Source organism: Caenispirillum bisanense (assembly GCF_039523075.1).
Taxonomy (GTDB): Bacteria; Pseudomonadota; Alphaproteobacteria; order Rhodospirillales; family Rhodospirillaceae; genus Caenispirillum; species Caenispirillum bisanense.
Genome location: NZ_BAAAEP010000017.1, coordinates 56,677 through 79,663, shown reverse-complemented (window position 1 = coordinate 79,663; position 22,987 = coordinate 56,677). Strand labels below are relative to the sequence as shown.

The 22,987-nt window shown below is 69.7% G+C and carries 23 protein-coding genes; 9 read left to right on the top strand and 14 right to left on the bottom strand.

All coding sequences use genetic code 11. The features are described from left to right. Positions 1–152 precede the first annotated feature (152 nt). From ABD056_RS09880 to ABD056_RS09870, 3 genes are all read left to right on the top strand, one after another. Complete coding sequence (locus ABD056_RS09880) at positions 153–854, top strand: Crp/Fnr family transcriptional regulator (protein ID WP_343866395.1); 702 nt, start codon at positions 153–155, stop codon at positions 852–854. A gap of 233 nt (positions 855–1,087) precedes the next feature. Continuing rightward, a complete protein-coding gene (locus tag ABD056_RS09875; RefSeq protein WP_343866394.1) occupies positions 1,088–1,459 on the top strand; it encodes a DUF423 domain-containing protein in 372 nt (123 codons plus the stop codon). Between the two features lie 107 nt (positions 1,460–1,566). Next, the gene (locus ABD056_RS09870) at positions 1,567–1,941 is read left to right on the top strand and encodes a response regulator (protein WP_343866393.1); all 375 of its coding nucleotides are present in this window, start codon (positions 1,567–1,569) and stop codon (positions 1,939–1,941) included. A 136-nt stretch (positions 1,942–2,077) separates the two neighbouring features. Here ABD056_RS09870 and rpmG read toward each other — a convergent pair whose 3' ends face one another. The 9 genes from rpmG to ABD056_RS09825 all read right to left on the bottom strand — a co-directional run bounded on the left by rpmG (position 2,078) and on the right by ABD056_RS09825 (position 14,199). Beyond that, positions 2,078–2,245 (bottom strand): 50S ribosomal protein L33, encoded by a 168-nt coding sequence (gene rpmG, locus ABD056_RS09865; RefSeq protein ID WP_097277222.1) that lies wholly within the window; start codon positions 2,243–2,245, stop codon positions 2,078–2,080. 98 nt (positions 2,246–2,343) lie between these two features. Further along, a complete protein-coding gene (locus ABD056_RS09860; RefSeq protein WP_343866391.1) occupies positions 2,344–4,041 on the bottom strand; it encodes a S41 family peptidase in 1,698 nt (565 codons plus the stop codon). A gap of 238 nt (positions 4,042–4,279) precedes the next feature. Continuing rightward, on the bottom strand, positions 4,280–6,601 hold the full coding sequence (gene rnr, locus ABD056_RS09855) for a ribonuclease R (protein WP_343866390.1): 2,322 nt from the start codon (positions 6,599–6,601) through the stop codon (positions 4,280–4,282). Positions 6,602–6,835: 234 nt separating this feature from the next. Further along, on the bottom strand, positions 6,836–9,517 hold the full coding sequence (gene topA / locus ABD056_RS09850; protein WP_343866389.1) for a type I DNA topoisomerase: 2,682 nt from the start codon (positions 9,515–9,517) through the stop codon (positions 6,836–6,838). Positions 9,518–9,566: 49 nt separating this feature from the next. Further along, positions 9,567–10,700 carry a DNA-processing protein DprA gene (gene dprA, locus ABD056_RS09845; RefSeq protein WP_343866388.1) on the bottom strand — a complete coding sequence of 378 codons (1,134 nt, stop codon included), beginning with the start codon at positions 10,698–10,700 and terminating at the stop codon, positions 9,567–9,569. A gap of 65 nt (positions 10,701–10,765) precedes the next feature. Continuing rightward, positions 10,766–11,392: a glycerol-3-phosphate 1-O-acyltransferase PlsY gene (gene plsY, locus ABD056_RS09840; RefSeq protein ID WP_343866387.1), complete on the bottom strand. Its 627-nt coding sequence runs from the start codon at positions 11,390–11,392 to the stop codon at positions 10,766–10,768. Next, entirely contained in the window at positions 11,385–12,689 is a 1,305-nt protein-coding gene (gene pyrC, locus ABD056_RS09835) for a dihydroorotase (RefSeq protein ID WP_343866386.1), read from the bottom strand. The genes plsY and pyrC overlap by 8 nt, the downstream gene beginning before the upstream one ends. A 1-nt stretch (position 12,690) precedes the next feature. Then, positions 12,691–13,650 carry an aspartate carbamoyltransferase catalytic subunit gene (locus tag ABD056_RS09830; RefSeq protein ID WP_343866384.1) on the bottom strand — a complete coding sequence of 320 codons (960 nt, stop codon included), beginning with the start codon at positions 13,648–13,650 and terminating at the stop codon, positions 12,691–12,693. A 69-nt stretch (positions 13,651–13,719) separates the two neighbouring features. Beyond that, on the bottom strand, positions 13,720–14,199 hold the full coding sequence (locus ABD056_RS09825) for an NUDIX hydrolase (RefSeq protein WP_343866383.1): 480 nt from the start codon (positions 14,197–14,199) through the stop codon (positions 13,720–13,722). 147 nt (positions 14,200–14,346) lie between these two features. Here ABD056_RS09825 and ABD056_RS09820 point away from each other — a divergent pair, with 147 nt between their 5' ends. Further along, positions 14,347–15,222: a bacteriohemerythrin gene (locus ABD056_RS09820; RefSeq protein ID WP_343866382.1), complete on the top strand. Its 876-nt coding sequence runs from the start codon at positions 14,347–14,349 to the stop codon at positions 15,220–15,222. On the opposite strand, the gene ABD056_RS09815 is transcribed toward ABD056_RS09820, so the two are convergent. From ABD056_RS09815 to ABD056_RS09805, 3 genes are read right to left on the bottom strand one after another with little or no spacing between them, the layout of a single operon-like run. Then, the gene (locus ABD056_RS09815; RefSeq protein WP_343866381.1) at positions 15,206–16,159 is read right to left on the bottom strand and encodes an AEC family transporter; all 954 of its coding nucleotides are present in this window, start codon (positions 16,157–16,159) and stop codon (positions 15,206–15,208) included. The genes ABD056_RS09820 and ABD056_RS09815 overlap by 17 nt on opposite strands. A 59-nt stretch (positions 16,160–16,218) precedes the next feature. After that, entirely contained in the window at positions 16,219–16,629 is a 411-nt protein-coding gene (locus tag ABD056_RS09810) for a type II toxin-antitoxin system VapC family toxin (RefSeq protein ID WP_343866380.1), read from the bottom strand. Further along, entirely contained in the window at positions 16,629–16,886 is a 258-nt protein-coding gene (locus ABD056_RS09805; RefSeq protein ID WP_343866379.1) for a type II toxin-antitoxin system Phd/YefM family antitoxin, read from the bottom strand. The genes ABD056_RS09810 and ABD056_RS09805 overlap by 1 nt, the downstream gene beginning before the upstream one ends. Before the next feature lie 137 nt (positions 16,887–17,023). Here ABD056_RS09805 and ABD056_RS09800 point away from each other — a divergent pair, with 137 nt between their 5' ends. After that, positions 17,024–17,650 carry a LysE family translocator gene (locus tag ABD056_RS09800; protein WP_343866378.1) on the top strand — a complete coding sequence of 209 codons (627 nt, stop codon included), beginning with the start codon at positions 17,024–17,026 and terminating at the stop codon, positions 17,648–17,650. A 7-nt stretch (positions 17,651–17,657) separates the two neighbouring features. On the opposite strand, the gene ABD056_RS09795 is transcribed toward ABD056_RS09800, so the two are convergent. After that, positions 17,658–18,278, bottom strand: coding sequence for a LysE family translocator (locus ABD056_RS09795; protein ID WP_343866377.1), 621 nt, complete (start codon positions 18,276–18,278; stop codon positions 17,658–17,660). A gap of 134 nt (positions 18,279–18,412) precedes the next feature. Between ABD056_RS09795 and ABD056_RS09790 the strand changes: the two genes are divergently transcribed. Then, positions 18,413–18,898, top strand: coding sequence for an Lrp/AsnC family transcriptional regulator (locus ABD056_RS09790; protein WP_343866376.1), 486 nt, complete (start codon positions 18,413–18,415; stop codon positions 18,896–18,898). 9 nt (positions 18,899–18,907) lie between these two features. Here the strand turns inward: ABD056_RS09790 and ruvX are convergent, their stop codons facing one another. Continuing rightward, positions 18,908–19,375: a Holliday junction resolvase RuvX gene (gene ruvX, locus ABD056_RS09785; RefSeq protein WP_343866375.1), complete on the bottom strand. Its 468-nt coding sequence runs from the start codon at positions 19,373–19,375 to the stop codon at positions 18,908–18,910. A 101-nt stretch (positions 19,376–19,476) separates the two neighbouring features. Here ruvX and gatC point away from each other — a divergent pair, with 101 nt between their 5' ends. Genes gatC through gatB form a run of 3 tightly spaced genes read left to right on the top strand, consistent with a single transcriptional unit; the run spans position 19,477 to position 22,708 of the window. Continuing rightward, positions 19,477–19,764, top strand: a complete 288-nt coding sequence (gene gatC, locus ABD056_RS09780) for an Asp-tRNA(Asn)/Glu-tRNA(Gln) amidotransferase subunit GatC (RefSeq protein WP_343866374.1) — start codon at positions 19,477–19,479, stop codon at positions 19,762–19,764. A gap of 2 nt (positions 19,765–19,766) precedes the next feature. Next, on the top strand, positions 19,767–21,248 hold the full coding sequence (gene gatA / locus ABD056_RS09775) for an Asp-tRNA(Asn)/Glu-tRNA(Gln) amidotransferase subunit GatA (RefSeq protein WP_425545027.1): 1,482 nt from the start codon (positions 19,767–19,769) through the stop codon (positions 21,246–21,248). 5 nt (positions 21,249–21,253) lie between these two features. Next, positions 21,254–22,708, top strand: coding sequence for an Asp-tRNA(Asn)/Glu-tRNA(Gln) amidotransferase subunit GatB (gatB, locus tag ABD056_RS09770; protein ID WP_343866372.1), 1,455 nt, complete (start codon positions 21,254–21,256; stop codon positions 22,706–22,708). The last annotated feature ends 279 nt before the right edge of the window (positions 22,709–22,987 follow it).

Here is a 22,987-nt window from a genome sequence, read left to right as displayed (position 1 = left end):
GCCGGGTGCTCATCAACGGCGCCAAGACCGTCGTCTTCCGCTGACGCGGCGGGCGGGGTATATACATCGGTAATCAACGGGGCCGCAGCCGCCGCCGCCCGGCGGGGAGGGAACGGCGGCAGGGACGGCCCGGCTCAGTGGGGGAGAGCACCGTGACCGAAGTAGCCACGCCTGCCCTGGTCGGCATTCCGCTGCTGGACAGCCTGACCTCCGACGAACGGGATGCGCTGGCGCGTGCCTGCCGCTGGAAGAAATACGCCGGCGGCGAGCAGATCATCGACCGCAGTTCCGACAGCCGCGACGTGTTTTTCGTCATCACCGGGGCGGTGCGGGTGGTGATCTACTCCCTCTCCGGCCGCGAGATCGCCCTGGACGACATTTCCGCCGGCGGTGTGTTCGGCGAGCTGGCGGCGCTGGACGGCAGCCCGCGCTCGGCCAGCGTCATGGCCATCGGCGACACCACCGTCGCCAGCCTGACCGCCGAACAGTTCCTGCGCGTGCTGCGCGACCATCCCGACGTGGCGCTGGCCCTCATGCGGCGGCTGGCGCGGGTGATTCGCGTATCCGGCGCCCGCATCCTCGACCTGTCGACCCTCGGCGCCAACAACCGCGTCCATGCCGACCTGCTGGCGCTGTGCCGCACCGCCAAGCGCACCCCCGAAGGCCACGCCCGCATCCGCCCCATCCCGGTGCATTCCGACATCGCCGCCCGCGTCAGCACCACACGCGAGACGGTGGCGCGGGTGCTGAACGACCTGTCGCGCCAGAAGATCGTCCGCCGCGATGCCGATGCCCTGGTGGTGCTCGACGTCGAGCGCCTGCGTGACCTGGTGGAGGAGGTGAGGGGCGAATGAGGCGATGAAGCCCGGATAAAAAGTGGTGATCGTGTGACGCGCGTCACAGGCCGCGACCGTCCGGCGAGGCATTGTTCAGGCACCGGGACGACTTCCCGGTATCGGTATCCTCTTTCCCTCAAGAGCGTTACTCGGGCGGGGCTGGTCCCCGCCCACTTTTTTTGCTTGCGCGGCGGCGCGCAGGCGGCAGTCTGCCGACTGCATGCGACCATCGGCAGACAGAGGGGACCTTCATGCGGCCGTGGATGATACTGGCGGGCGGCTTCGGCGCCCTGGCGGTGGCGACCGGCGCCTTCGCGGCCCATGTGCTGCAGCGCCTGGGCGACACCTATGCCATGGGACTGGCGGAGAAGGCCGCCCATTACATGCTGTGGCACGCCCTGGCGCTCGGGCTGGTCGCCGTGGTGGCAGAGCGGCGGCCGGACAGCCGCCCGGTGCAGGCGGCCGGCATGCTGTTCACCCTCGGCATCGTGCTGTTCTGCGGCTCCCTGCTCACGCTGGCCTTCACCGGCTGGCGGCCGGTGGCCATGGTGGCACCCTTCGGCGGCAGTTCCTTCATTCTCGGCTGGCTGGCGTTGGGCTGGGCGGCGGCGCGGCGCGGGTAGCGGAGTCGCCGCCTCCTCCGTTTGACTTGTATACGGGGATGAAGGATCATGCCTGGGTCCCGCGTCGCAGCATCATCATCGGGACCAGGGAGGACCGGGATCAGGCCATGGCGAAGACCATTCTCATCGTCGAAGACAACGACCTGAACATGAAGCTTTTCAACGACCTCCTGCAGGCGCACGGGTATGACACCCTGCAGACCAAGGACGGTCGCGAAGTGCTGGGCATCGCCCGCGAGAAGCGCCCCGACCTCATCCTCATGGACATCCAGCTGCCGGAGATTTCGGGCCTCGAAATCACCCGCATGCTGAAGGACGACGCCGACCTGCGCAGCATCCCCGTGGTCGCCGTCACCGCCTTCGCCATGAAGGGCGACGAGGAGAAGATTCGCGAAGGCGGCTGCGAGGGCTATATCGCCAAGCCGATCTCCGTCGCCACCTTCCTGCAGACGGTCAACAAGTTCCTGGAACCGGCGGCCTGATCCGGGCCGCCTCCGCCGGGCGGCGGCCGCCGCCCGCCCGCCCGTCCTCCGGGCGCAGGATGCAGGCAAACGAAAAGGCCGCTGACGATGTCGGCGGCCTTTCGTTTTTCGGTAGAGAAGCGCCCCGGCCGGGGTCTTACTTCATCTTCGTCTCGCGGAAGACGACGTGCTTGCGCACCACCGGGTCGTACTTCTTGAACTCGAGCTTCTGGGTGGTGTTACGCGGGTTCTTCTTCGCGATGTAGAAGTAGCCCGTGCCCGCGGTGCTCTCGAGCTTGATCTGGATCGTCGTGGGCTTGGCCATGGCGGCAAATCCTTAGGAAACGATTTGGAACTGGAGCCGCGCACGATACCCGGATCCTGGCGGGTGTCAAGGCCGGAGTGGCGCGTTCCTGCGGGTTTTCAGCGGGCGGCGGTGTCGGTGCTGCGGGTCAGGCCGAGAGCCCAGGCATACAGCTCGCGGTCGACGATCAGCCGCTCGCCGAGGGCCAGGTCGATGCGGCTTTCGGCGTGGTTGACCGGCGGGCAGGCGGTGCGCAGGCGCTTGCGGCCCTCGGTATCCTCCAGCGGAGTCGAGCGCCACTGGGCGTACTGGGTCGGCACGTTGCTGGCGGCGGCGGCACGGGTGCTGAGCACCTTTTCCACCAGCCGGCCGGCATCCTCGCCGGCGCCCGGCACGTCGGAGTGGGTGACCGGCACGATGCCGCCGTCCTCGTCCGCCGCCGGCGCCTTGGCCTGCTGCGGCCCGGCCTCGCCCACCGCCGAGTCGCCGCCGCCGGCGCTGGCGGTGCACAGGGCCGGCATGACGCCGAGCCCGTGCAGGGCATAGCCGGAGGGGCTGTGGAAGCGCGACCAGGTGAGGGTCAGTTCGCCGTCGTTGGGCAGGCGGACGACGGTCTGCACCGTGCCCTTGCCGTAGGACGTGGTGCCGACGACCACGGCGCGGCCGCGGTCCTGCAGGGCGGCGGTGACGATCTCCGCCGAGGAGGCCGAGCGGCCGTCCACCAGCACCACCAGCGGCAGGCCGGCGGCGATGTCTTCCTGGCGGGCATTGTAGGACTGGCGGCTTTCCGGGTGGCGGCCGCGGGTGGAGACGATGGGCCCTTCGGTCAGGAACAGGTCGCTGACCGCGACCGCCTGATCCAGCAGGCCACCCGGATTGCCGCGCAGGTCCAGCACGATGCCGCGCAGGGTGGGGCCGAGGCTGGCCTGCGCCTGCTTGACGGCATGGTCGACGCCGGCGGCGGTGCGCTGGTTGAAGCTGGAGACGCGGATGAGCGCCACGTCGTCGTCCAGCGTCAGGGTCACGGTCTGGGGCACCACCAGGGCGCGGCGGATGGGCACCTGCACCGGCTGGTCGATGCCGGTGCGGCGGACGGTGAGGGTGACGGCGCTGTCGATGGGGCCGCGCAGCAGTTCCTTGATGCGCTTGGCCTCCAGGCCGGCGGTGGGGGTGCCGTTGACGGCGGTGACCACGTCGTCGACCAGCACCAGGCCGTCGGAGGGGGCGTCCTCGAACACTTCCTTCACCAGCAGGCCGTCGTCGGAGGTGACGTAGCGGATGCCGATGCCGCCGAAGCCGTTGCGGCTGGCGCGATGGTCGCGCGCCTCTTCCGCCCCGGCGTAGCGGGAGAACATGTCGAGCTTGGCCAGGGTGGCGTCGAACACCGCCTGATAGATGTCTTCCGCGCTGGCCGCCGCCAGCTGGGGCGAGGCGCTGCGGGCGCCGATCACCAGTTCGGTGACCGCCTGGCCCCAGGCGCGGGTGTCGTCGCTGCGGGGGGCGTCGGTGATCGCCAGCGGGCCACCGGCTCCGCGCAGTTCCACCCGGCCGCCGACGATCTCCACCGCCACGGCGGGATCGATGGTGCCAAGCCCGCGCAGCCCTTCGATGGCAACCTCGGCGGCGGTCACGCCGTCTATGTAGCGGTCGCTGATGGCATTGAAGGCGAACGAGAACACCCGCTCCGCATCGCGCTGGGGGAACCCCGGCTCGCGGTCGGCCACGGTGGCCGGGGCCGACGGAACGGGGCCCGCCGCGACGGCGGACGACGTGGGTCCTTCGCTCGGGGCGCAGGCGGCGGCGGCGAGCGCAGCCACCACCAATGCCGTGCGCCTGATCCGGTAAGCGGGACGAGTCAGTTTCTGTCGGAAGCTCATCTGGCCGCAGCCGATTCCTTTCCCTCGCACCGCACGTATAGAAACATGCGGCGGGGATGCCTTACAAGAAGGGAATGCAACGATTTCCCCGGCTCACGCTCACACTATGTGACGTGCCGGGTTGAGAAATCGTGAAGAAGTCGAGGGTGGTTATCCGCCTGTAGTGGCGGCATAACAACTACGGGCGGTTCTTTCGGCCTACTTTGCCACTCTTCGTGGAAGAAGAGCCGCCCTTGCCGCGCGCCGCCGGCCCGGCGGTCTTCACGCGCCGGGTTTCCTTGGCCACCTTGCTGCGCCGTTCCCGGCCGACGCTGCGGTCGCCGCCGCCGGGGCGGCCCGGTGCCTTGCCGTTCTTGTCCAGCAGCTGGAAAATCATGCCGCCGGTCAAGGGGTTGGCTTCCATCAGCATGACCGCCACGGCATCGCCCAGGGTGAAGGTGCGGCGGCTGCGGCGGCCGACCAGGGCGTGCTGGATCTCGTCGTGGATGTAATAGTCCTCGGGCAGGGTGGAGATGGGCACCAGTCCATCGGCGCCGCTTTCATCCAGTTCCACGAACAATCCGAACCGCGTGACGCTCTTGATGCGGCCGCTGAAGGTGGCGCCGACCTTGCTGGCGAGCCACGCGGCGGCGAAGCGGTCCACCGCCTCGCGCTCGGCGGTGGCGGCGCGGCGCTCGGTCATGGAGATGTGCTCGCCGATGGGCACCATGCGCTCGGCTTCCGTCTCGCTCAGCCCGTCGGGGCCGAGGGCGAGGGCGTGGATCAGCCCGCGGTGGACGATGAGGTCGGAATAGCGGCGGATGGGCGACGTGAAGTGGGCATAGCGCCGCAGCGCCAGGCCGAAGTGGCCCAGGTTCTCGGGGCTGTAGACGGCCTGCGCCTGACTGCGCAGCACCACCTCGTTGACCAGGATCTCGTTCGGCGTGCCGCGCACCTGCTCCAGGATGCGGTTGAAGTGGTGCGGCTTCACCACCCCCTTCACCAGGCTGATGTTCATGCTTTCCAGGAACTCGCGCAGGGCCTCCAGCCGCTCCGGCGCCGGCTCGTCGTGGACGCGGTACATGCAGGGGACGCCGTGCTTCTCCAGTTCCTCCGCCGCGCAGACGTTGGCGAGGATCATGAATTCCTCGATCAGCTTGTGGCTGTCGTAGCGCGGACGGGTGACGACGCCGGTGACCTGCCCGGCATCGTCCACCAGGATTCGCCGCTCCGGCAGGTCGAGGTCGAGGGTGCCGCGATGGTGGCGGGCCTCGATCAGCGCCCGGTAGGCGCCGTACAGCGGTTCGATCACCGGCTTGAGCAGCGGCCCGGTGGTGTCGTCGGTCATGCCGTCGACGGCGTTCTGCACCTGGGTGTAGGTCAGGCGGGCGGCAGAGCGCATCATGCCGCGGGTGAAGGCGTGGTCCAGCTTGTTGCCCTGGCGGTCGATGCGCATGCGCACGGCCAGCACCGGCCGGTCCTCGTTGGGGCGCAGGGAGCACCAGCCGTTGGACAGTTCCTCCGGCAGCATGGGCACCACCCGGTCGGGGAAGTAGACCGAGTTGCCGCGCTCGAAGGCGGCGTTGTCGAGCGCATCGCCCGGCCGCACGTAGTGGGCGACATCGGCGATGGCGACCAGCAGCTTGAAGCCGCGCGGGTTGTCCGGGCTGTCGTCGGGTTCGGCGTAGACGGCGTCGTCGAAGTCGCGGGCGTCCTCGCCGTCGATGGTGACCAGCGGGATGGCGCGCAGGTCCTCGCGCTTGCCCATGGGCGCCGGGCCGGCGGCGCGGGCCTGCTCCAGGGCGTCGGCGGGGAAGTCGACCGGAATGCCGTTCTCGTGGATGGCGATGAGGCTGACCGACTTGGCTTCGCCGGCGCGGCCCAGGCGCTCCACGATGCGCACCAGCCGCAGGCCGAGGCGGCGCCCCGGCATGACCTCGGCCAGCACGATCTCGCCCGGCTCCGCCCCCAGGGTGCCGTCGCGGGGGACGAGGTATTCGTACTTCTCGCGCTTGTTGGTCGGCACCAGCCGGCCGCCCTCGGCCCCGGCCTCGAACACGCCCAGCACCTGCGCCGGGGCGCTGGCCAGCCGCTTGATCAGCTTGCCGTCGTAGACGCCGTCGCGCAGCGGCCGCACCCGCACCAGGGCGCGGTCGCCGCGGCCCATGGCCTGGCTCTTGCGGTCGAGCAGCAGCACGGTCGGCGGCTCGGCGCCCTCGCCCTCGCCGACGCCGCTGACCGGGCGGGCGATGAGGCCGCCTTCGGCGTCGATGGCCACCACCTCCACCACCACCACGTCGGGCAGGGCGCCGGGCTTGTGGTACTGGCGCTTGTGTCCGCGTTCGATGGCGCCGTCGTCGGCCAGTTCCTTGAGGATGCCGCGCAGCCACACGCGATCCTGGCTGCCGATGTTGAAGGCCCGCGCGATCTCGCGCTTGCCCACCTTGCCGGGGCTTTCGCGGATGAACTCCAGCACCTGATCCTTGGTCGGCAGCGGCGCGTGGTGCTTGGGCTTGGTCAAGGCGGGTCCTTTATTGAGTGGGCGGCGGTCGTCGGGAATAGCCACCAAGACACCAAGTACACCAAGGCCGCCCTGCGGGCGGTGGGGGCGAGGGAGGGGTGGCCCTCCCTCGCGCTCCCTCCTTGAGTCTTCCCCATGTGCGCCGCGACGAAGGGACGTGGTCGATCCAGACGCCGGTGGCGGATCAGAGGAGGTTCTCTTGGTGTACTTGGTGCCTTGGTGGCTAAAAAACCATCACGCCCCCGACGCGGTCTTCTTCGACTTCGACGCGCTCGCGGTCTTGCTCGTTGCGGGCTTCTTTGCCGGCGCCTTCTTGGCGGCCGGGGCCTTCTTTTCCGCCGGTGCCTTGGCAGCCGCAGCCTTCTTCGGGGCGGCCTTCTTCGCCGGCTTCTTGCCCGAGGCGGCATCCTTGGCGGCCTTGGCGGCCAGCAGGGGCACCGCGTCTTCCAGCGTGTAGCTGTCCTTGTCGGCGTCGCGCGGGATGGTGGCCCGCACCGAGCCGTGCTGCACATAGGGGCCGTAGCGGCCGTCGTGCAGGGTCACCGGCCCGCCGTCGGGGTGCTCGCCGAGCGTCTTGGCCGGCGCCCCGGCCTTGCGGCCGCCCTTGGCCTCGGCCAGCACCACCACGGCGCGGTTGAGGCCGATTTCCAGCACGTCGTCATCCCGCCCCAGCGACTTGTAGGTGTCGCCGTGCTTCAGGTAGGGGCCAAAGCGGCCGATGCCGGCCAGGATCGGCTGCTTGGTCTCCGGGTGCAGGCCGATCTCGCGCGGCAGCGACAGCAGGGCGAGCGCCTTGTCGAGCGTCACGTCCGCCGGGTCCATGCCCTTCGGCAGGCTGGCCCGCTTGGGCTTGGTCTTGCCCTCGGCCTCGCCCAGCTGGACATAGACGCCGTAGGGCCCCTTGCGCAGGGTGACGTCGAGCCCGGTTTCCGGGTCCTGGCCGAGCAGCTTCGGCCCGTCCGGCACGCCTTCGCCCTCGGCCCGGTCGCCGCCACCGGCACCGTCGGCCAGCTGGCGGGTGTAGCGGCATTCCGGGTAGTTGGAGCAGCCGATGAAGGCGCCGAACTTGCCCAGCTTCAGCGACAGGCGGCCGTCGGCGCAGGTGGGGCACTTGCGCGGGTCGTGGCCGTCCTCGCGGGCAGGGAACAGGTGCGGCGCCAGATCGCGGTCGAGCGCGTCCAGCACTTCCGACACCCGCAGGCCGGAGGTCGCTTCCACTGCCTGACGGAAGTCCAGCCAGAACTGGCGCAGCACGTCCTTCCACTCGGCGCGGCCGCCGGAAATGTCGTCCAGCTGGTTTTCCAGCTCGGCGGTGAAGTTGTACTGGACGTAGCGGTTGAAGAAGCTTTCCAGGAAGGCGGTGACGATGCGGCCGCGATCCTCCGGCACGAAGCGGCGCTGGTCCAGCTTCACGTAGTCGCGGTCCTGCAGCACCGACAGGATGCTGGCGTAGGTGGACGGGCGGCCGATGCCCAGTTCCTCCATGCGCTTGACCAGCGAGGCTTCGGTGTAGCGCGGCGGCGGCTGGGTGAAGTGCTGTTCGGCCTTCACCGGCCCGCGCGACACCGGCTCCTGCTCGCGCAGCGGCGGCAGCAGGCGGCTGTTCTCGTCCTCGTCGCTGTCGTCGCGGTCTTCGCGGTAGAGCTTCAGGAAGCCGTCGAACTTCACCACCGAGCCGTTGGCGCGCAGGGTGATGGCGCCGGCCTTGTCGGTCAGGTCCACCGCCACCTGATCGAGCACGGCGCTTTCCATCTGGCTCGCCACCGTGCGCTTCCAGATCAGTTCGTAGAGGCGGAACTGGTCGCGGTCGAGCGTGCGGGAGACGGTGCTCGGGTGGCGCATGATCTCGGTCGGGCGGATCGCCTCGTGCGCTTCCTGGGCGTTCTTCGCCTTGGTCTTGTAGATGCGCGGGCTGTTCGGCAGGTAGTCCTTGCCGAACTCGCGGCCGATGTAGCCGCGGGCGGACTGGATCGCCTCCGGCGCCATCTGCACGCCGTCGGTTCGCATGTAGGTGATGAGGCCGACCGTCTCGCCGCCGATGTCCACGCCTTCATACAGCCGCTGGGCGATCTGCATGGTCTGCTTGGCGGAGAAGTGCAGCTTGCGGCTGGCTTCCTGCTGCAGGGTGGAGGTGGTGAACGGCGGCGCCGGGTTGCGGCGGGTTTCCTTGCGCTCGACGCGGGCGACGGTGAACTGCGCCGCCTCGATGGCCGCCTTGGCAGCCATGGCCGAGGCCTCGTTGCCGAGGTCGAACTTGTCGAGCTTGCGGCCCTCAAGGTGGGTCAGGCGGGCCGAGAAGGCGTCGCCGTCCTTGTTCTTCAGGGCGACGTCGACGGTCCAGTATTCCTGCGCCCGGAACCGCTCGATCTCCGACTCGCGTTCGCAGATCAGGCGCAGGGCGACCGACTGCACGCGCCCGGCGGAGCGCGATCCGGGCAGCTTGCGCCACAGCACCGGCGACAGGGTGAAGCCGACCAGATAGTCGAGCGCCCGTCGCGCCAGATAGGCCTCGATCAGTTCCTGGTCGAGGTCGCGCGGGTTGGCGATGGCGTCCAGCACCGCGCTTTTGGTGATGGCGTTGAAGGTGACGCGCTTGACGGTCTTGTCCTTCAGCGCCTTGCGCGCCCGCAGCACCTCCAGCACGTGCCAGGAAATGGCCTCTCCCTCGCGATCCGGGTCGGTTGCGAGGTAGATGGTGTCGGCCGACTTCACCGCCGAGGCGATGTCCTTGATGTGGCGCTCAGCCTTGCCCTCGACCGTCCAGTCCATGGCGAAGTCCTCGTCCGGCCGCACCGACCCGTCCTTGGCGGGCAGGTCGCGGATGTGGCCGTAGGACGCCAGGACCGTGAAGTCCTTGCCCAGGTACTTGTTGATGGTCTTGGCCTTCGCCGGGCTCTCGACGATGACGACGTGCATAAGGTCGGACGCTTCCCGTGGTGAGGGGTGGCGGCTGCAACGGACTGCGTCAGCCGAAAAACAGCAGGGAAACGCGGTTTCCCGACTGACGTTCCAGGCGGCCGGCCAATTCCAGTTCAAGCAGAATCGTAGCGACCACCGCGGCTGACAATTGGCACTCCCGGATCACTTCGTCAACCGTAACCGGGCTTGGCCCCAGGCAGCCGACCACCGCCGCACGCGCCGTATCGGGGATGTCGGGCGGCGGTGCCGGGGGTGCCGAAGGCCCCGCCGGGCCACGGTTTTCCTGCAGGTCGCGGCGGCGCAGCAGAGGGTCCAGTACCTCCATCACATCCCCCGCATGACGCACCAGGGTTGCCCCTTCGCGCAGCAGATGGTTGGGGCCGGCGCAGCGCGGATCGACCGGCGAGCCGGGCACGGCGAAGACCTCGCGCCCCTGTTCCAGCGCCAGCCGGGCGGTGATGAGCGAGCCGGAGCGTTCACTCGCCTCGATGACGACGACCCCGGCGGCGATGCCGCTGATGATGCGGTTGCGGCGGGGAAAATGGCGGGCCTGCGGCTCGGTGCCGAGGGGGTGTTCGGAAACGATGACGCCGCCCTCGGCGATGGCGGCATGCAGGCGGTCGTTCTCCGGCGGGTAGACCACATCCGGCCCGCCCGCCATGACGGCGCAGGTGCCGCCGGCCAGCGAGCCTTCGTGCGCCGCCGTGTCGATGCCGCGGGCGAGGCCGGATACCACCAGCAGCCCGAACTGGCCGCTCAGGTCGGTGGCCAGCCGGCGGGCGAACTGGCGGCCGTTGACGCTGGCGTTGCGGGCGCCGACGATGGCGACCGCCGGCCGCCGCAGCAGGTGGGCGTTGCCGATCAGCATGAGCAGCGGCGGCGCATCCTCCACCGCCCGCAGGCGCGGCGGATAGGCCGGATCGACGGCCGCCACCACCTGCACGCCGTAGCGCTCCAGGGTCGCCAGTTCGCGCTCCGCCTCCGCCCGCGGGAGGATGCGCACCGGCTTGCTGCGGCCGCCGCGACGGGCGAGGTCCGGCAGCGCCTCCAGCGCCGCCCGCACCGTGCCGTAACGCTCCAGCAGCCGGCGGAACGTCACCGGGCCGACGTTCTCGCTGCGGATGAGGCGCAGCCAGTCGATCTTTTCGGCGGTGGAGAGGGCGCGGGTTTCGGCAGTCATGGGAACGAAGGGTGGACGCGAATGCGCCGCCCGTCAATCGCCCTGCGCGAGCCGCCGTGAAAGCCTTACTTCTTCTTGCTTCCGATCCGGCTCTCGGTGCCGTTGAGCAGGCGGCGCAGGTTCTCGCGGTGGCGAATCCAGGCCAGCACCGCCAGCAGGGCGAAGGCCGCCGCGTGCAGCGGGGTCGCCAGGAACCACGCCGCCACCGGCGCCACCGTCAGCGCCACCAGCGCCGACAGCGACGAATAGCGGGTGATCGCCGCCGTCAGCAGCCAGATGCCGCAGGCCGCCAGACCCACCGGCCAAGCGGTGGCGAGCAGGGTGCCGAGGGTGGTCGCCACCCCCTTGCCGCCCTTGAACCGCAGCCAGACCGGGAAGTTGTGGCCGAACACCGCCGCCACGCCGGCGGCCAGCGCCACTTCCACCCCCAGGTCGCCGTCGCCGCCCAGCAGGGCCAGCGCCAGCAGGGCGGCGATGGCGCCCTTGCCGGAGTCGAGCAGCAGGGTGGCGAGCGCCGCCGGCTTGTTGCCGGTGCGCAGGACGTTGGTGGCGCCGATGTTGCCCGACCCGATCTGGCGAATGTCCCCCAGGCCCAGCAGGCGGGTGATGACCAGCCCGAAGGGCACCGAGCCGAGCAGGTAGCCGCCGACGGCCGCGATGGCGAGCAGGAGCGCCGGCGACAGGTCAGCCATGGTGTTCGAACACCGTGCGGCCGTCGATCACCGTGCGCAGCACCCGGCCCTGCACCGGGCGGCCGTCGAACGGCGTGTTCTTGGACTTGGACCGCAGGCTGCCCGCCACCACCTTCCAGGCGCGGCCGGGATCGAACAGGAAGAAGTCGGCCGGGGCGCCGACGGCCAGCCGGCCGGCGGTCAGGCCCAGGCGGTCGGCCGGGCGCACGGTCAGCAGCCGCAGCACTTCCAGCAGGCTCAGGTGGCCGTTGTGGAACAGGTCGAGCGACACCGGCAGCAGCGTTTCCAGCCCGATGCCGCCGAAGCTCGCCTGGTTGAAGGGCAGGCGCTTGGTGTCCTGGTCCTGCGGCAGGTGGTCGGAGGCGATGCAGTCGATGACGCCGTCCTTCAGCGCCTGCACCACCGCCTGACGGTCGGCCTCGGCCCGCAGCGGCGGGTTCAGCTTGGCGAAGGTGCGGTAATCTGACACCGCCAGTTCGTTCAGGGCGAAGTAGAACGGCGCCGTGTCGCAGGTGACGTCCAGGCCCTTGTCCTTGGCGCGGCGGATGACTTCCACCGACTCGGCGCAGGTGATGTGGCTGGCGTGGTAGCGGCCGCCGGTCATGGCGACCAGCCGCATGTCGCGCTCCAGCATGATCACTTCCGCCTCGCGCGGGATGCCCGACAGGCCGAGGCGGGTGGCCAGTTCGCCGGCGTTCATGACGCCGCCGGTCAGCGCCCGTTCCTCCGGGTGGTTGACCACCAGCAGGCCGAAGCTGCCGGCGTAGGAGAGCGCCCGGCGCATCACCTGGGCATCGGCGATGGGGTGGACGCCGTCGGTGAAGGCGACCGCCCCGGCCGCCGACAGCAGGCCCATCTCGGCGATCACCTCGCCGGCGCAGTTCTGGGTGGCGGCGCCGTAGGGGTAGACCTTGGCAAGGCCGATCTTGCGGGCGCGGCGGGCGACGAATTCCACCGTCGCCTCGTCGTCGATGACCGGATTGGTGTTGGGCAGGCAGACCATGCTGGTCACCCCGCCGGCCACCGCCGCCTCGCCGGCGGTGCGCAGGGATTCCTTGTGGTCCTCGCCGGGCTCGGCCAGGCTGACGCGCATGTCGACGAGGCCGGGGGCGAGGCAGGCGCCGGCGCAGTCGATGACCTTGGCGTCGGAGGGCACGGCGCCGCGCCGCACCTCGGCGCCGACGGCGGCAATCTTCTCGCCCTCGATCAGCAGGCCGCCGGTGGTGTCGGTGCCGGTGGCGGGATCAAGGACGCGGGCATTGACGTAGGCGACGCGGCCGAATGCCTTCTGCAGCATCTCAGGCGGCTCCCTGGACGAAATTGGGGGCGTTGCGGACCAGGGTGTCGAGCACGGCCATGCGCACCGCCACGCCCATTTCCACCTGCTCGCGGATGACCGAGCGTTCGATGTCGTCGGCGACGTCGGAGTCGATCTCCACCCCCCGGTTCATGGGGCCGGGGTGCATGATCAGGGCATCGGGCTTGGCCAGCGCCAGCTTCTCCCGGTCGAGGCCGAAGAAGTGGTAGTATTCGCGCACCGACGGGATGTAGCTGCCCTTCATGCGCTCGTTCTGCACCCGCAGCATCATCACGATGTCCACGTCCTTCAGGCCCCGGCGCATGTCGGTGAAGGCTTCGACACCCAGTTCCTCCACCCCGGTCGGCAGCAGGGTCCTGGGCGCGATCACCCGCACCTGGGCGCCCATGGTGGTCAGCAGGTGGATGTTGGAGCGCGCGACCCGGGAATGCAGCACGTCGCCGCAGATGGCCACGTGCAGGTTGTCCAGGTGCCCCTTGCGGCGGCGGATGGTCAGGGCATCCAGCAGCGCCTGGGTCGGGTGCTCGTGGGCGCCGTCGCCGGCGTTGATGACGGCGCAGTTGACCTTTTCCGACAGCAGCTGCACCGCGCCCGAGTCCGCATGGCGCACCACCAGCGCATCCAGGTGCATGGCGTTCAGCGTCACCGCCGTGTCGATCAGCGTCTCGCCCTTGGCGACGCTGGAGGAGGAGACGCTCATGTTGATGACGTCGGCCCCCAGGCGCTGGGCCGCCAGCTCGAAGCTGGTGCGGGTGCGCGTCGAGTTCTCGAAGAACAGGTTGACGATGGTGCGGCCGCGCAGCGTGTCCGTCTTCTTCGACGCGGACCGCGACTGGTCGGCATAGCGGTCGGCGAGGTCGAGCAGCGCCTTGATTTCCCAAGGGTGCTTGCCCTCGATCCCGAGCAGGTGGCGATGCGGGTATCCGGGTTCGTCGGTCATGGCGCGGATCATACGTTGGGGGTGGGGCGGCGGCAAGCGAGGCGTCGGCGCGGCGGCGGCCGGCGGGGCTTACGGGCGGTAGGCGTCGATGCGGTAGAAGTCGGCCGGCGTGCGCTCCATGAAGAAGTGCGCGATCATCTCCAGCGCCCGGCGCTGGCCGGGGAAGGCGACCGTTTCCACCGCCCGCGGCAGCGGCAGCCAGGCGTAATCGTCGTGGGCGGCGTCCAGCGTCACCGGCTCCTGGCTGTTGGTGCGGGCGACGAAGATGGGCACCACCTCCATCACCTCGTCCTTGGGATTGTAGAACAGGTCGGTGTTGCCGGTGGTGTAGAGGGTGATGGGCTTGAGGCCGGTTTCCTCGTGCACTTCGCGGGCGGCGGCCTGCCAGGCCGTCTCGCCGGCTTCCACGCGGCCCGACACCAGGGTCCAGGCGCCCTTGAAGGCGCCGGTGGCGCGGCGGATCAGCAGCACCTGGCGTCCGTTGATGACGGCGGCGGCGACGGCGCTGCAGCGCTGCGGGACGGTGGTGGTGCTGGGGTCGGACGACATGGCGGCGGTGTGGCTCCGGCTGCGGCGCGATGGGCCGACATTTACCGCCATCCGCCCGGCGCAGGCAAGCCACGCCGACAGCCGCGCCGATGGCGGCATGATCGCTTGCGTGCTACCGCTGCGGGCAAAGCTGTGGTACCAATAAAGGTGCTGGGGTTTTTCGCCGAGGTGCTGATGACCTTCATCGATCCGGCCCGACTGCCGGACACGGGGCACCCGCTCATCGACCAGGGTCATGCCGTTCTGGCCGACCTTGCCAACGACCTTTACCTCGCCTGGCAGCAGGGGCGGACTGCGGCGCTGGGGCCGCAGGCCGCCCGCTTCGTGGCGGCGCTGGCCGACCACTTCGCCGCCGAGGAGCGGATCATGGCCGAGGTGGGGCTGGAAACGGCGGCCGATCACTGCCGCCGCCATGCCGACCTGCTGGCCGAGTTCACCGCCCTGGCGGAGATGCTGGAAGGGGTGCCGGCCCTGTGCGCCGACGTCATGGTCGATCTGTTCCGCGCCACCGAGCGGCTGGTGTGGGAACACGAGATGGTCGACGACCAGGATTTCTGGGTCCACTTCGCCGGCCAGGGGCGGGCGCCGGCGGTGCTCATCGACTGGGGGCCGCAGGTGGCGGTGGGCCACCCGGAGATCGACAGCCAGCACCACACCCTCATCACCCTGGTGAACGAACTGCACGCCGCGGTCGTGGCGCGGGTGGGGCGCGAGGCGCTGATGGGCCGGCTGATCGCCCTGCGCCGCTTCAGCAGCCGCCATTTCGGGTGGGAGGAACGCATGATGGCGATCATCCCCGGCGCCCGTTGCGACGACCATGTGGCCCTGCATGCGGCCCTGCTGGCCGATCTGGACCGTGTCCTGGCCGACCTGCGGGCGGGCCGCTTCGACACGGTGGAAGACCTGCTGTGCACCTACGTCAAGCACTGGCTGCTGGAGCACATCGGCACCCAGGACCGTCGTCTGGCCGCCCGCCTGCTGGCGGCGGAGGATGCCGGTCAGTCCCTCAGCCGCCCGGCGTGAACAGCGCCAGGGCGGCGGCGATCACCAGCGGCATGGTGACGGCGGCGGCCAGGGTCTGGGCGGTGATGGTATTGGCCATCATCGGCGCATCGCCGCCCATCTGCCGCGCCAGCACATAGGACGAGGCGGAGCAGGGCAGGGCGGCATAGAGCACCGCCACCCCGGCGGCGGCCGGCTCCAGCCCGGCGAGCAGCGCGAGGAGGGCGGCGGCGGCGGGCACCCCGATCAGCTTGGCGGCGCTGGCGATCAGCACTGGCCGTCCGGTGGCGGCGATGGCGTCCGGCGCCAGGCCGGCGCCCACCGCCAGCAGCCCGACCGGCAGCGCAGCGCTGCCCAGGATGTCGAGGAAGGGGCCGACGACGATCTCCGGCATGCCGACGCCGATGCCGTTCAGCGCCATGCCGAGCACGCAGGCGAGGATGAGCGGGTTGGTGACGATGCCGCGCGCCGTCTGCCCCAGGCGCTGCCGGCGGGTGGTGGCGCCGGGGGTGCCGACGCACCGCACCAGCGTGGCGACCGCCAGCACGTTGACCAGCGGCACCACGCTGGCGATGCAGATGGCGGTCAGCGCCACCCCGGCCTCGCCATAAAGCGACGCCGCCGCCGCCAGACCGAGGTAGGTGTTGGGGCGGATGCTGCCCTGGATCATGCTGGTGAAGGCGGCCGGCCCCACCTTGAACAGCGGCCGCGCCAGGGTCATGGCGATAAAGACGACAAGCACGGCGCCGGCATTCACCGCCATCAGCGGCCCCCACGCCATGTCCGCCAGCGGCGCCCGCGCGGTGGAGGCCAGCAGCAGGGCGGGGAAGGTGATGTAGTAGGTGGTCTTCTCCGCCGGCGCCCAGAAGGCATCGGGCACGAACCGCCCCCGCTTCATGGCAAAGCCGAGAGCGATGAGCAGGAAGGTGGGGATGAGGGCAAGAACGCTGTCGAGCATGATGCCCGACCGTTAACGCGGATGGAGCGGGGCGGCAAGGGCCGGTGAGGGCGGAACGGTCACGTCCATGGGTTGAGCAGGGGCACGGCGGTGGCGGCGAAATCGCCGGTGTTGCGCGTCACCACGGTGAACCCGTGCACCAGCGCGGTCGCGGCGATGAGGGCATCCCGTTCCGGCCGCGCATCGGGGACATGCAGGCGGGCGCAAAGCAGCGCCACCGGCCCGTCGATCGCCAGAACGCGCCCGGCGAAGGACGGCACCACCCGCTCGTCCAGCCATTGGCGCAGAACCCGGCCGGCGGCCGCATCCCGCCGCTCGGCCCGCAGCACGCCGATGTGGATTTCCATCAGCGTCAGGGCCGACACGTACATGCTGTCGACGTCGGTGCTGCCGACCCAGCGCAGCACACCGTCGTTCGCCCGCTCCGGCCGCCGGAGGTCGGACACGATGTTGGTGTCGAGCAGGTACATCAGAACTCTTCCGGGCGGATGAGGGGACCGGTGAGGCGGGGCGGTTCAAAGTCAAAGTCCGCCTCCGGCTCGTCCTGGCGGAGCAGATCGACCAGCGACGGCCCCGGTTCCCCCTTCAGGCGGCGGAACTCAGCATGGGTCATGAGCACGAAGGCGGCCTCGCCGCGGTCGGTGATGATGACCGGGCCCTTCCGGGCCTCGCGCTTCACGCGGGCCAGATCCTGGTTGAACTCGCGGCTGGAGAAGGTGGCGGGCATCGGCTCTCTCCGGGTGAGGAACTACGTTACTACATGGTGCGACGGCGGGGAAGCCGCCAGCCGACACCCTCTTGCATCCGCCGCGCAACGGGTGCTCCATAAGCGGTGTCTTCAACCGCTCGTCGGATGCCGTCGCCATGTCGCCCGAAACCTGGATCGCCTTTGCCGTCGCCTCGGCCATCATGCTCGCCATTCCGGGGCCGACGGTGCTGCTGGTGGTGTCCTATGCCCTCGGTCACGGGCGGCGGGCGGCGTTGGCGTCGGTGGTGGGGGTGGCGATGGGGGACTTCGTCGCCATGACCGCCTCGCTGCTCGGCCTCGGCGTGCTGCTGGCGACCTCGGCGACGCTGTTCACGGTCGTCAAGTGGATCGGCGCCGCCTATCTCGTCTACCTCGGCATCAAGCTGTGGCGGGCGCCGGTTTCCACCGGCGAGGTGGCGGCCGACGTGCGGCCCGTCAGCGCCCGCCGCATGACCGCGCACATGTTCCTGGTGACGGTGCTCAACCCCAAGAGCATCGTCTTCTTCGTCGCCTTCCTGCCGCAGTTCCTGAACGCCTCCCAGCCGCTGCTGCCGCAGTTCGTGGTGATGGAGGCGACCTTCCTGGTGCTCGCCGCCGCCAATGCCTTCGGCTACGCCATGCTGGCCTCGGGCGCCCGCGGGCTCATCCGCAAGCCGGCGGTGCAGCGGGCGGTAAACCGCACCGGCGGCGGCCTGCTGATCGGTGCCGGGGTGGTGACGGCGGCCATCCGCAAGGCGGCGTGAGGCCCCATCACCACGCCATGGCGAGGTGAACCCCGAAGCCGATCAGCAGCCCGCCGGCGCAGCGCTGCTGAGCCAGCGCCAGTCCCGGGCGGGAGGCGGTCAGCCTGCCGATCCGGGTGCCGAGCGCCGCATAGGTGGCGTCGAACAGCAGCCCCACCGCCACCAGCACCGCGCCCAGCCAAAGGAACTCGGCGGCCGGGGAGGGGGTGTCGGGGCTCACGAACTGCGGCAGCAGGATCGAGCAGAACAGCAGCGCCTTGGGGTTGAGCAGGTTGGTCAGCAGCGCCCGGCGAAATGGCCTCGGCGGCGGGGCCGCCCCGGAAGCATCCGGCCCCAGGCGCGCCGCCGCCGCGCCGGCCAGGATGCGCCAGCCGAGCCACACCAGCCAGCCGGCACCGATCCAGCGCAGGGCAGTGAAGGCCTCCGGCACCGCCTGCACCAGCGCCGTCAGCCCCATGGCGGCGAGGGTGACGTGGGCTGCCCGCGCCACCGCCAGACCGGCAAGGGTGGCGACCACCGCCCGACGGTCCCGCCGGGCGCCGGTTTCCAGCACCAGCAGCATGTCCGGCCCCGGCACGGCATAGGCCGCCGACAGGGCGGTGACGAACAGAAGCGTGTTGAGCGGCATGGCGCATGTCTTCCTGCTGGCGGAACTGCCGCCGAGGATAAGGGCGCCGGGCGAGGCATGTCCTTGCGAAGGCTGCCGTCAAACGGGCCCGCTTTGGCATCTTCTGCTAGAATGGCGGCTCATTGAGGGGGATCATGCCAAACATGGTGCTGGATGCCATCGACCATCGAATCCTGCGGGCGTTGCAGCGCGACGGCCGCCTGAGCAACGTCCATCTGGCGGAGGAAGTGGGCCTGTCGCCGTCGCCCTGCCTGCGGCGGGTGCGCCTGCTGGAGGAGGCCGGGCTGATCCGCGGCTATCATGCCGCGCTGGATCGCGCGGCGGTCGGCCTCGGCCTGACGGTGTTCGTCGGGGTGAAGGTGGAGCGCCACCGCGAGGACGACGCGGAAGCCTTCCGCGCCGCCGTGCGGGCGTTGCCGCAGGTGGTGTCGGCCCATCTGGTGTCCGGCGAGTCCGACTTCCTGCTGCAGGTGGTGGTGCCCGATCTGGCCGCCTACGAGCGCTTCCTGACCGGCACCCTGCTGCGCCTGCCCGGCGTCAGCGACATCCGCAGCAACGTCGCCATCCAGACGGTGAAGGATCAGTCGGCGCTGCCGCTGGATCATCTGCCGGCGGGCTGACGGCGCCCCTCAGCCCCGGCCGATCACGTCCAGCACGCCCTGCAGGATGAAGGCGGCGGCGTGGGAGTCGATCTTCTCGGCGCGTTTCTTGCGGCTCATGTCGAAGTCTTCGATCATCACCCGCTCGACGGCGGCGGTGGACAGGCGCTCGTCCCAGAAGCACAGCGGCATGTCGCGGATCGCCAGAATGTTGGCGGCGAACTGACGGGTCGATTGCGCCCGCTTGCCTTCCTCGCCGCTCATCTCCACCGGCAGGCCGAGGACGAGGCCGCCGACCTCGCGCGTGTCGATCACCTTGAACAACTCTTCGGCGTCCTTGGTGAACTTGGTGCGCTTGATGGTGGCGAGCGGCGTCGCCCCCATGAGCAGGGCGTCGGACAGCGCCAGCCCGATGGTCTTGGTGCCGAGATCGATGCCGAGCAGCCGCTGGCCGCGCTTCAGGTCGGCCTTCAGGTCGGCAGGGTTGCGGATCGCCATGGTGGGTGCTACCTTCCGCGCGTTTCCTCGAAACCGGCGGATTCCGGCGCTTTGCGGGCGCCGTCCGCCGCTTTTCCGTTCAAGCCGGAGACACTTACCGCATGTCGCTGGACAACACCACCGTCAGGAACATCGCGTTCCTCGCCCGTATCGAAGTGCCCGATGCCGAACTGCCGCAGCTTGCCGAGCAACTGACGGCCATCCTGGGCTTTGTCGAGCAACTGGGCGAGGTGGACACCCAGGGCGTCGAGCCCATGACCAGCGTGACCGACATGGCCCTGCGCTGGCGCGATGACGTCGTCTCCGACGGCGGCATCCAGCAGAAGGTCCTCGCCAACGCGCCCGACGCGATCGAGGGCTTCTTCACCGTTCCCAAGGTGGTGGAATGACCATGACCAGGCTCACCGACCTCACCATCGCCGCGGCCCGCGACGGGCTGAAGAAGGGCGAGTTCTCCGCCCGCGAGCTGACCCAGGCGCACATCGACGCCATGGCGAAGCACCGCGACCTGAACGCCTACATCACCGAAACGCCGGAGCTGGCGCTGACCCAGGCCGATGCCGCCGACGCCGCCCTGAAGGCCGGCGACGCGGGCGCCATGGCCGGCATCCCCATCGGCATGAAGGACCTGTTCTGCACCGAGGGCGTGCTGACCACCGCCGCCAGCCACATCCTCGACGGCTTCAAGCCGCAGTATGAAAGCACCGTTTCCGCCAACCTGAAGAAGGCGGGCGCGGTGACGCTCGGCAAGACCAACCTCGACGAATTCGCCATGGGCTCGTCCAACGAGACCAGCTACTACGGCCCGGTCAAGAACCCGTGGAAGCGCAAGGGCGACAGCAAGGATCTGGTGCCCGGCGGCTCGTCCGGCGGGTCGGCGGCGGCGGTTTCCGGCCGCCTTGCCATGGCCGCCACCGGCACCGACACCGGCGGCTCCATCCGCCAGCCGGCCGCCTTCACCGGCATCGTCGGCCTGAAGCCCACCTACGGCCGCTGCTCGCGCTGGGGCGTGGTCGCCTTCGCGTCGTCGCTGGACCAGGCCGGCCCCATGACCCGCACGGTGCGCGACGCCGCCATCATGCTCGGCGCCATGGCCGGCTTCGACCCGAAGGACAGCACCTCGGCCAACATCCCGGTGCCCGACTTCGAGGCGGCGCTGTCCGGCGACGTGCGCGGCCTGAAGGTCGGCATCCCGGCCGAGTACCGCCCCGACGGCCTCAATGCCGAGATCGACGCCGTGTGGCAGAAGGGCATCCAGATGCTGAAGGACGCCGGCGCCACGCCGGTCGACATCAGCCTGCCGCACACCAAGTACGCCCTGCCGACCTACTACATCGTGGCGCCGGCGGAATGCTCGTCCAACCTCGCCCGCTACGACGGCGTGCGGTTCGGCCTGCGGGTGACCGAGGGCGTGCGGTCGCTGGACGACATGTACATGAAGACGCGCGGCGAAGGCTTCGGCAAGGAAGTGCGCCGCCGCATCCTCATCGGTACCTATGCCCTGTCGGCCGGCTACTACGACGCCTATTACCTGAAGGCCCAGAAGGTCCGCGCCCTCATCGCGCAGGACTTCCGCAAGGCTTTCGAGGTCTGCGACGTCATCCTGACGCCGACGGCGCCGTCTGCCGCCTTCGAACTGGGGGCGGAGATCGACGACCCCATCACCATGTACCTGAACGACGTCTTCACCGTTCCCACCTCGCTGGCGGGCCTGCCGGGCCTGTCGCTGCCGGTGGACCTGAGCGCCGAGGGCCTGCCGCTCGGCCTGCAGCTGATCGGCCGTCCCTTCGACGAGGAGACGGTGCTGCGCGTGGGTGAGGTGATGGAGAAGGCGGCCGGCTTCACCGCGAAGCCCGCCATCGTGGAGGCGTGAGGGACATGAGCTACGTCATTCAGGGCGAGACGGGCGACTGGGAAGTCGTGATCGGTCTGGAGGTGCACGCCCAGGTCATCTCCAACTCCAAGCTGTTCTCGGGCGCCGCCACGGCCTTCGGGGCCGAGGCCAACACCCAGGTCAGCTTCGTCGACGCCGGCTTCCCCGGCATGCTGCCGGTCATCAACGCGGTGGCGGTGGAACAGGCGGTGCGCACCGGTCTTGGCCTCAAGGCCCAGATCAACAAGCGCAGCGTCTTCGCCCGCAAGAACTACTTCTATGCCGACCTGCCGCAGGGCTACCAGATCAGCCAGTACGAGCTGCCCATCGTCGGCCTCGGCACGCTGATCCTCGACATGCCCGACGGCTCCACCCGCGAGGTGGGGATCGAGCGCCTGCACCTGGAGCAGGACGCCGGCAAGTCCATGCACGACCAGCACCCGCAGAAGACCTTCGTGGACCTCAACCGCTCCGGCGTTGCGCTGATGGAGATCGTCTCCAAGCCCGACATGCGGACCCCGGAAGAGGCCGGCGCCTACCTGCGCAAGCTGCGCGCCATCCTGCGCTACCTCGGCACCTGCGACGGCAACATGGAAGAAGGCTCCATGCGCTGCGACGTGAACGTCAGCGTGCGCCGTCCGGGCGAGGGCTTCCGCACCCGCTGCGAGATCAAGAACGTCAACTCGGTGCGCTTCGTCATGCAGGCCATCGAGTACGAGGCCAAGCGCCACGTCGAGGTTTACGAGAGCGGCGGCAAGATCGAGCAGGAAACCCGCCTGTTCGATCCCGGCAAGGGCGAGACGCGGTCCCTGCGCAACAAGGAAAACGCGCACGACTACCGCTACTTCCCCGACCCCGACCTGCTGCCGCTGGAATTCGACGACGCCTTCGTCGAAAAGATCCGCGCCAGCCTGCCGGAACTGCCGGACGAGAAGAAGCAGCGCTTCATCGCCGACTACGGCCTGTCGCCCTATGACGCGACGGTGCTGGTGTTCGAGAAGGAAAGCGCCGACTACTTCGAGAAGGTCGCCAAGGGCCGCGACGGCAAGCAGGCCGCCAACTGGGTGACCACCAACCTGTTCGGCGCGCTCAACAAGCTCGGCAAGGGGGTGACGGAAAGCCCGGTGGCGGCGGAACAGCTGGGCGCGCTGCTGGACCTCATCGCCGACGGCACCCTGTCGGGCCGCCTCGCCAAGGACGTGTTCGAGATCATGATCGAGACGGGCGACGACCCGGCGAAGATCGTGGAAGAACGCGGCATGAAGCAGGTGACCGACACCGGCGCCATCGAAAAGGCCATCGACGACGTCATGGCCGCCAACATGGACAAGGTGGAAGACATCCGCGCCGGCAAGGACAAGCTGCTGGGCTGGTTCACCGGCCAGGTGATGAAAGCCACCCAGGGCAAGGCCAACCCGCAGGCGGTGAACGACCTGCTGAAGAAGAAGATCCTGGGCTGACGCAGGCGTCGGTTCGGGTTTCGGACGAGGAAAGGGCGGTCGCCGCGAGGGGGCCGCCCTTTTCTTTTTGCGGCGACGCACAGCTTGTGGTGGTGACGGCGGCAGGTGCCTGCGGTAATTTCATCTGCAGCAGGCAGGAAGCAGGAGCCTCGACGCAGCCCGAGGCCGGCCGGGACGATAGGCGCCCCGGCCGACGGCAGATCGCCTCTGCCTGCTTTCGGAGGATGACGAGATGCGATTCCCACGCATCCGCGTCCTTCTGGAGTTCCGAAACGATCC

Coding starts and splice junctions, on each gene's coding strand:
- ABD056_RS09875 (WP_343866394.1), top strand. CDS start 1,088: ATGCGGCCGTGGATGATACTGGCGGGCGGCTTCGGCGCCCTGGCGGTG.
- ABD056_RS09870 (WP_343866393.1), top strand. CDS start 1,567: ATGGCGAAGACCATTCTCATCGTCGAAGACAACGACCTGAACATGAAG.
- rpmG (WP_097277222.1), bottom strand. CDS start 2,245: ATGGCCAAGCCCACGACGATCCAGATCAAGCTCGAGAGCACCGCGGGC.
- topA (WP_343866389.1), bottom strand. CDS start 9,517: ATGCACGTCGTCATCGTCGAGAGCCCGGCGAAGGCCAAGACCATCAAC.
- dprA (WP_343866388.1), bottom strand. CDS start 10,700: ATGACTGCCGAAACCCGCGCCCTCTCCACCGCCGAAAAGATCGACTGG.
- plsY (WP_343866387.1), bottom strand. CDS start 11,392: ATGGCTGACCTGTCGCCGGCGCTCCTGCTCGCCATCGCGGCCGTCGGC.
- pyrC (WP_343866386.1), bottom strand. CDS start 12,689: ATGCTGCAGAAGGCATTCGGCCGCGTCGCCTACGTCAATGCCCGCGTC.
- ABD056_RS09830 (WP_343866384.1), bottom strand. CDS start 13,650: ATGACCGACGAACCCGGATACCCGCATCGCCACCTGCTCGGGATCGAG.
- ABD056_RS09825 (WP_343866383.1), bottom strand. CDS start 14,199: ATGTCGTCCGACCCCAGCACCACCACCGTCCCGCAGCGCTGCAGCGCC.
- ABD056_RS09815 (WP_343866381.1), bottom strand. CDS start 16,159: ATGCTCGACAGCGTTCTTGCCCTCATCCCCACCTTCCTGCTCATCGCT.
- ABD056_RS09810 (WP_343866380.1), bottom strand. CDS start 16,629: ATGTACCTGCTCGACACCAACATCGTGTCCGACCTCCGGCGGCCGGAG.
- ABD056_RS09805 (WP_343866379.1), bottom strand. CDS start 16,886: ATGCCCGCCACCTTCTCCAGCCGCGAGTTCAACCAGGATCTGGCCCGC.
- ABD056_RS09800 (WP_343866378.1), top strand. CDS start 17,024: ATGTCGCCCGAAACCTGGATCGCCTTTGCCGTCGCCTCGGCCATCATG.
- ABD056_RS09795 (WP_343866377.1), bottom strand. CDS start 18,278: ATGCCGCTCAACACGCTTCTGTTCGTCACCGCCCTGTCGGCGGCCTAT.
- ABD056_RS09790 (WP_343866376.1), top strand. CDS start 18,413: ATGCCAAACATGGTGCTGGATGCCATCGACCATCGAATCCTGCGGGCG.
- ruvX (WP_343866375.1), bottom strand. CDS start 19,375: ATGGCGATCCGCAACCCTGCCGACCTGAAGGCCGACCTGAAGCGCGGC.
- gatC (WP_343866374.1), top strand. CDS start 19,477: ATGTCGCTGGACAACACCACCGTCAGGAACATCGCGTTCCTCGCCCGT.
- gatA (WP_425545027.1), top strand. CDS start 19,767: ATGACCAGGCTCACCGACCTCACCATCGCCGCGGCCCGCGACGGGCTG.
- gatB (WP_343866372.1), top strand. CDS start 21,254: ATGAGCTACGTCATTCAGGGCGAGACGGGCGACTGGGAAGTCGTGATC.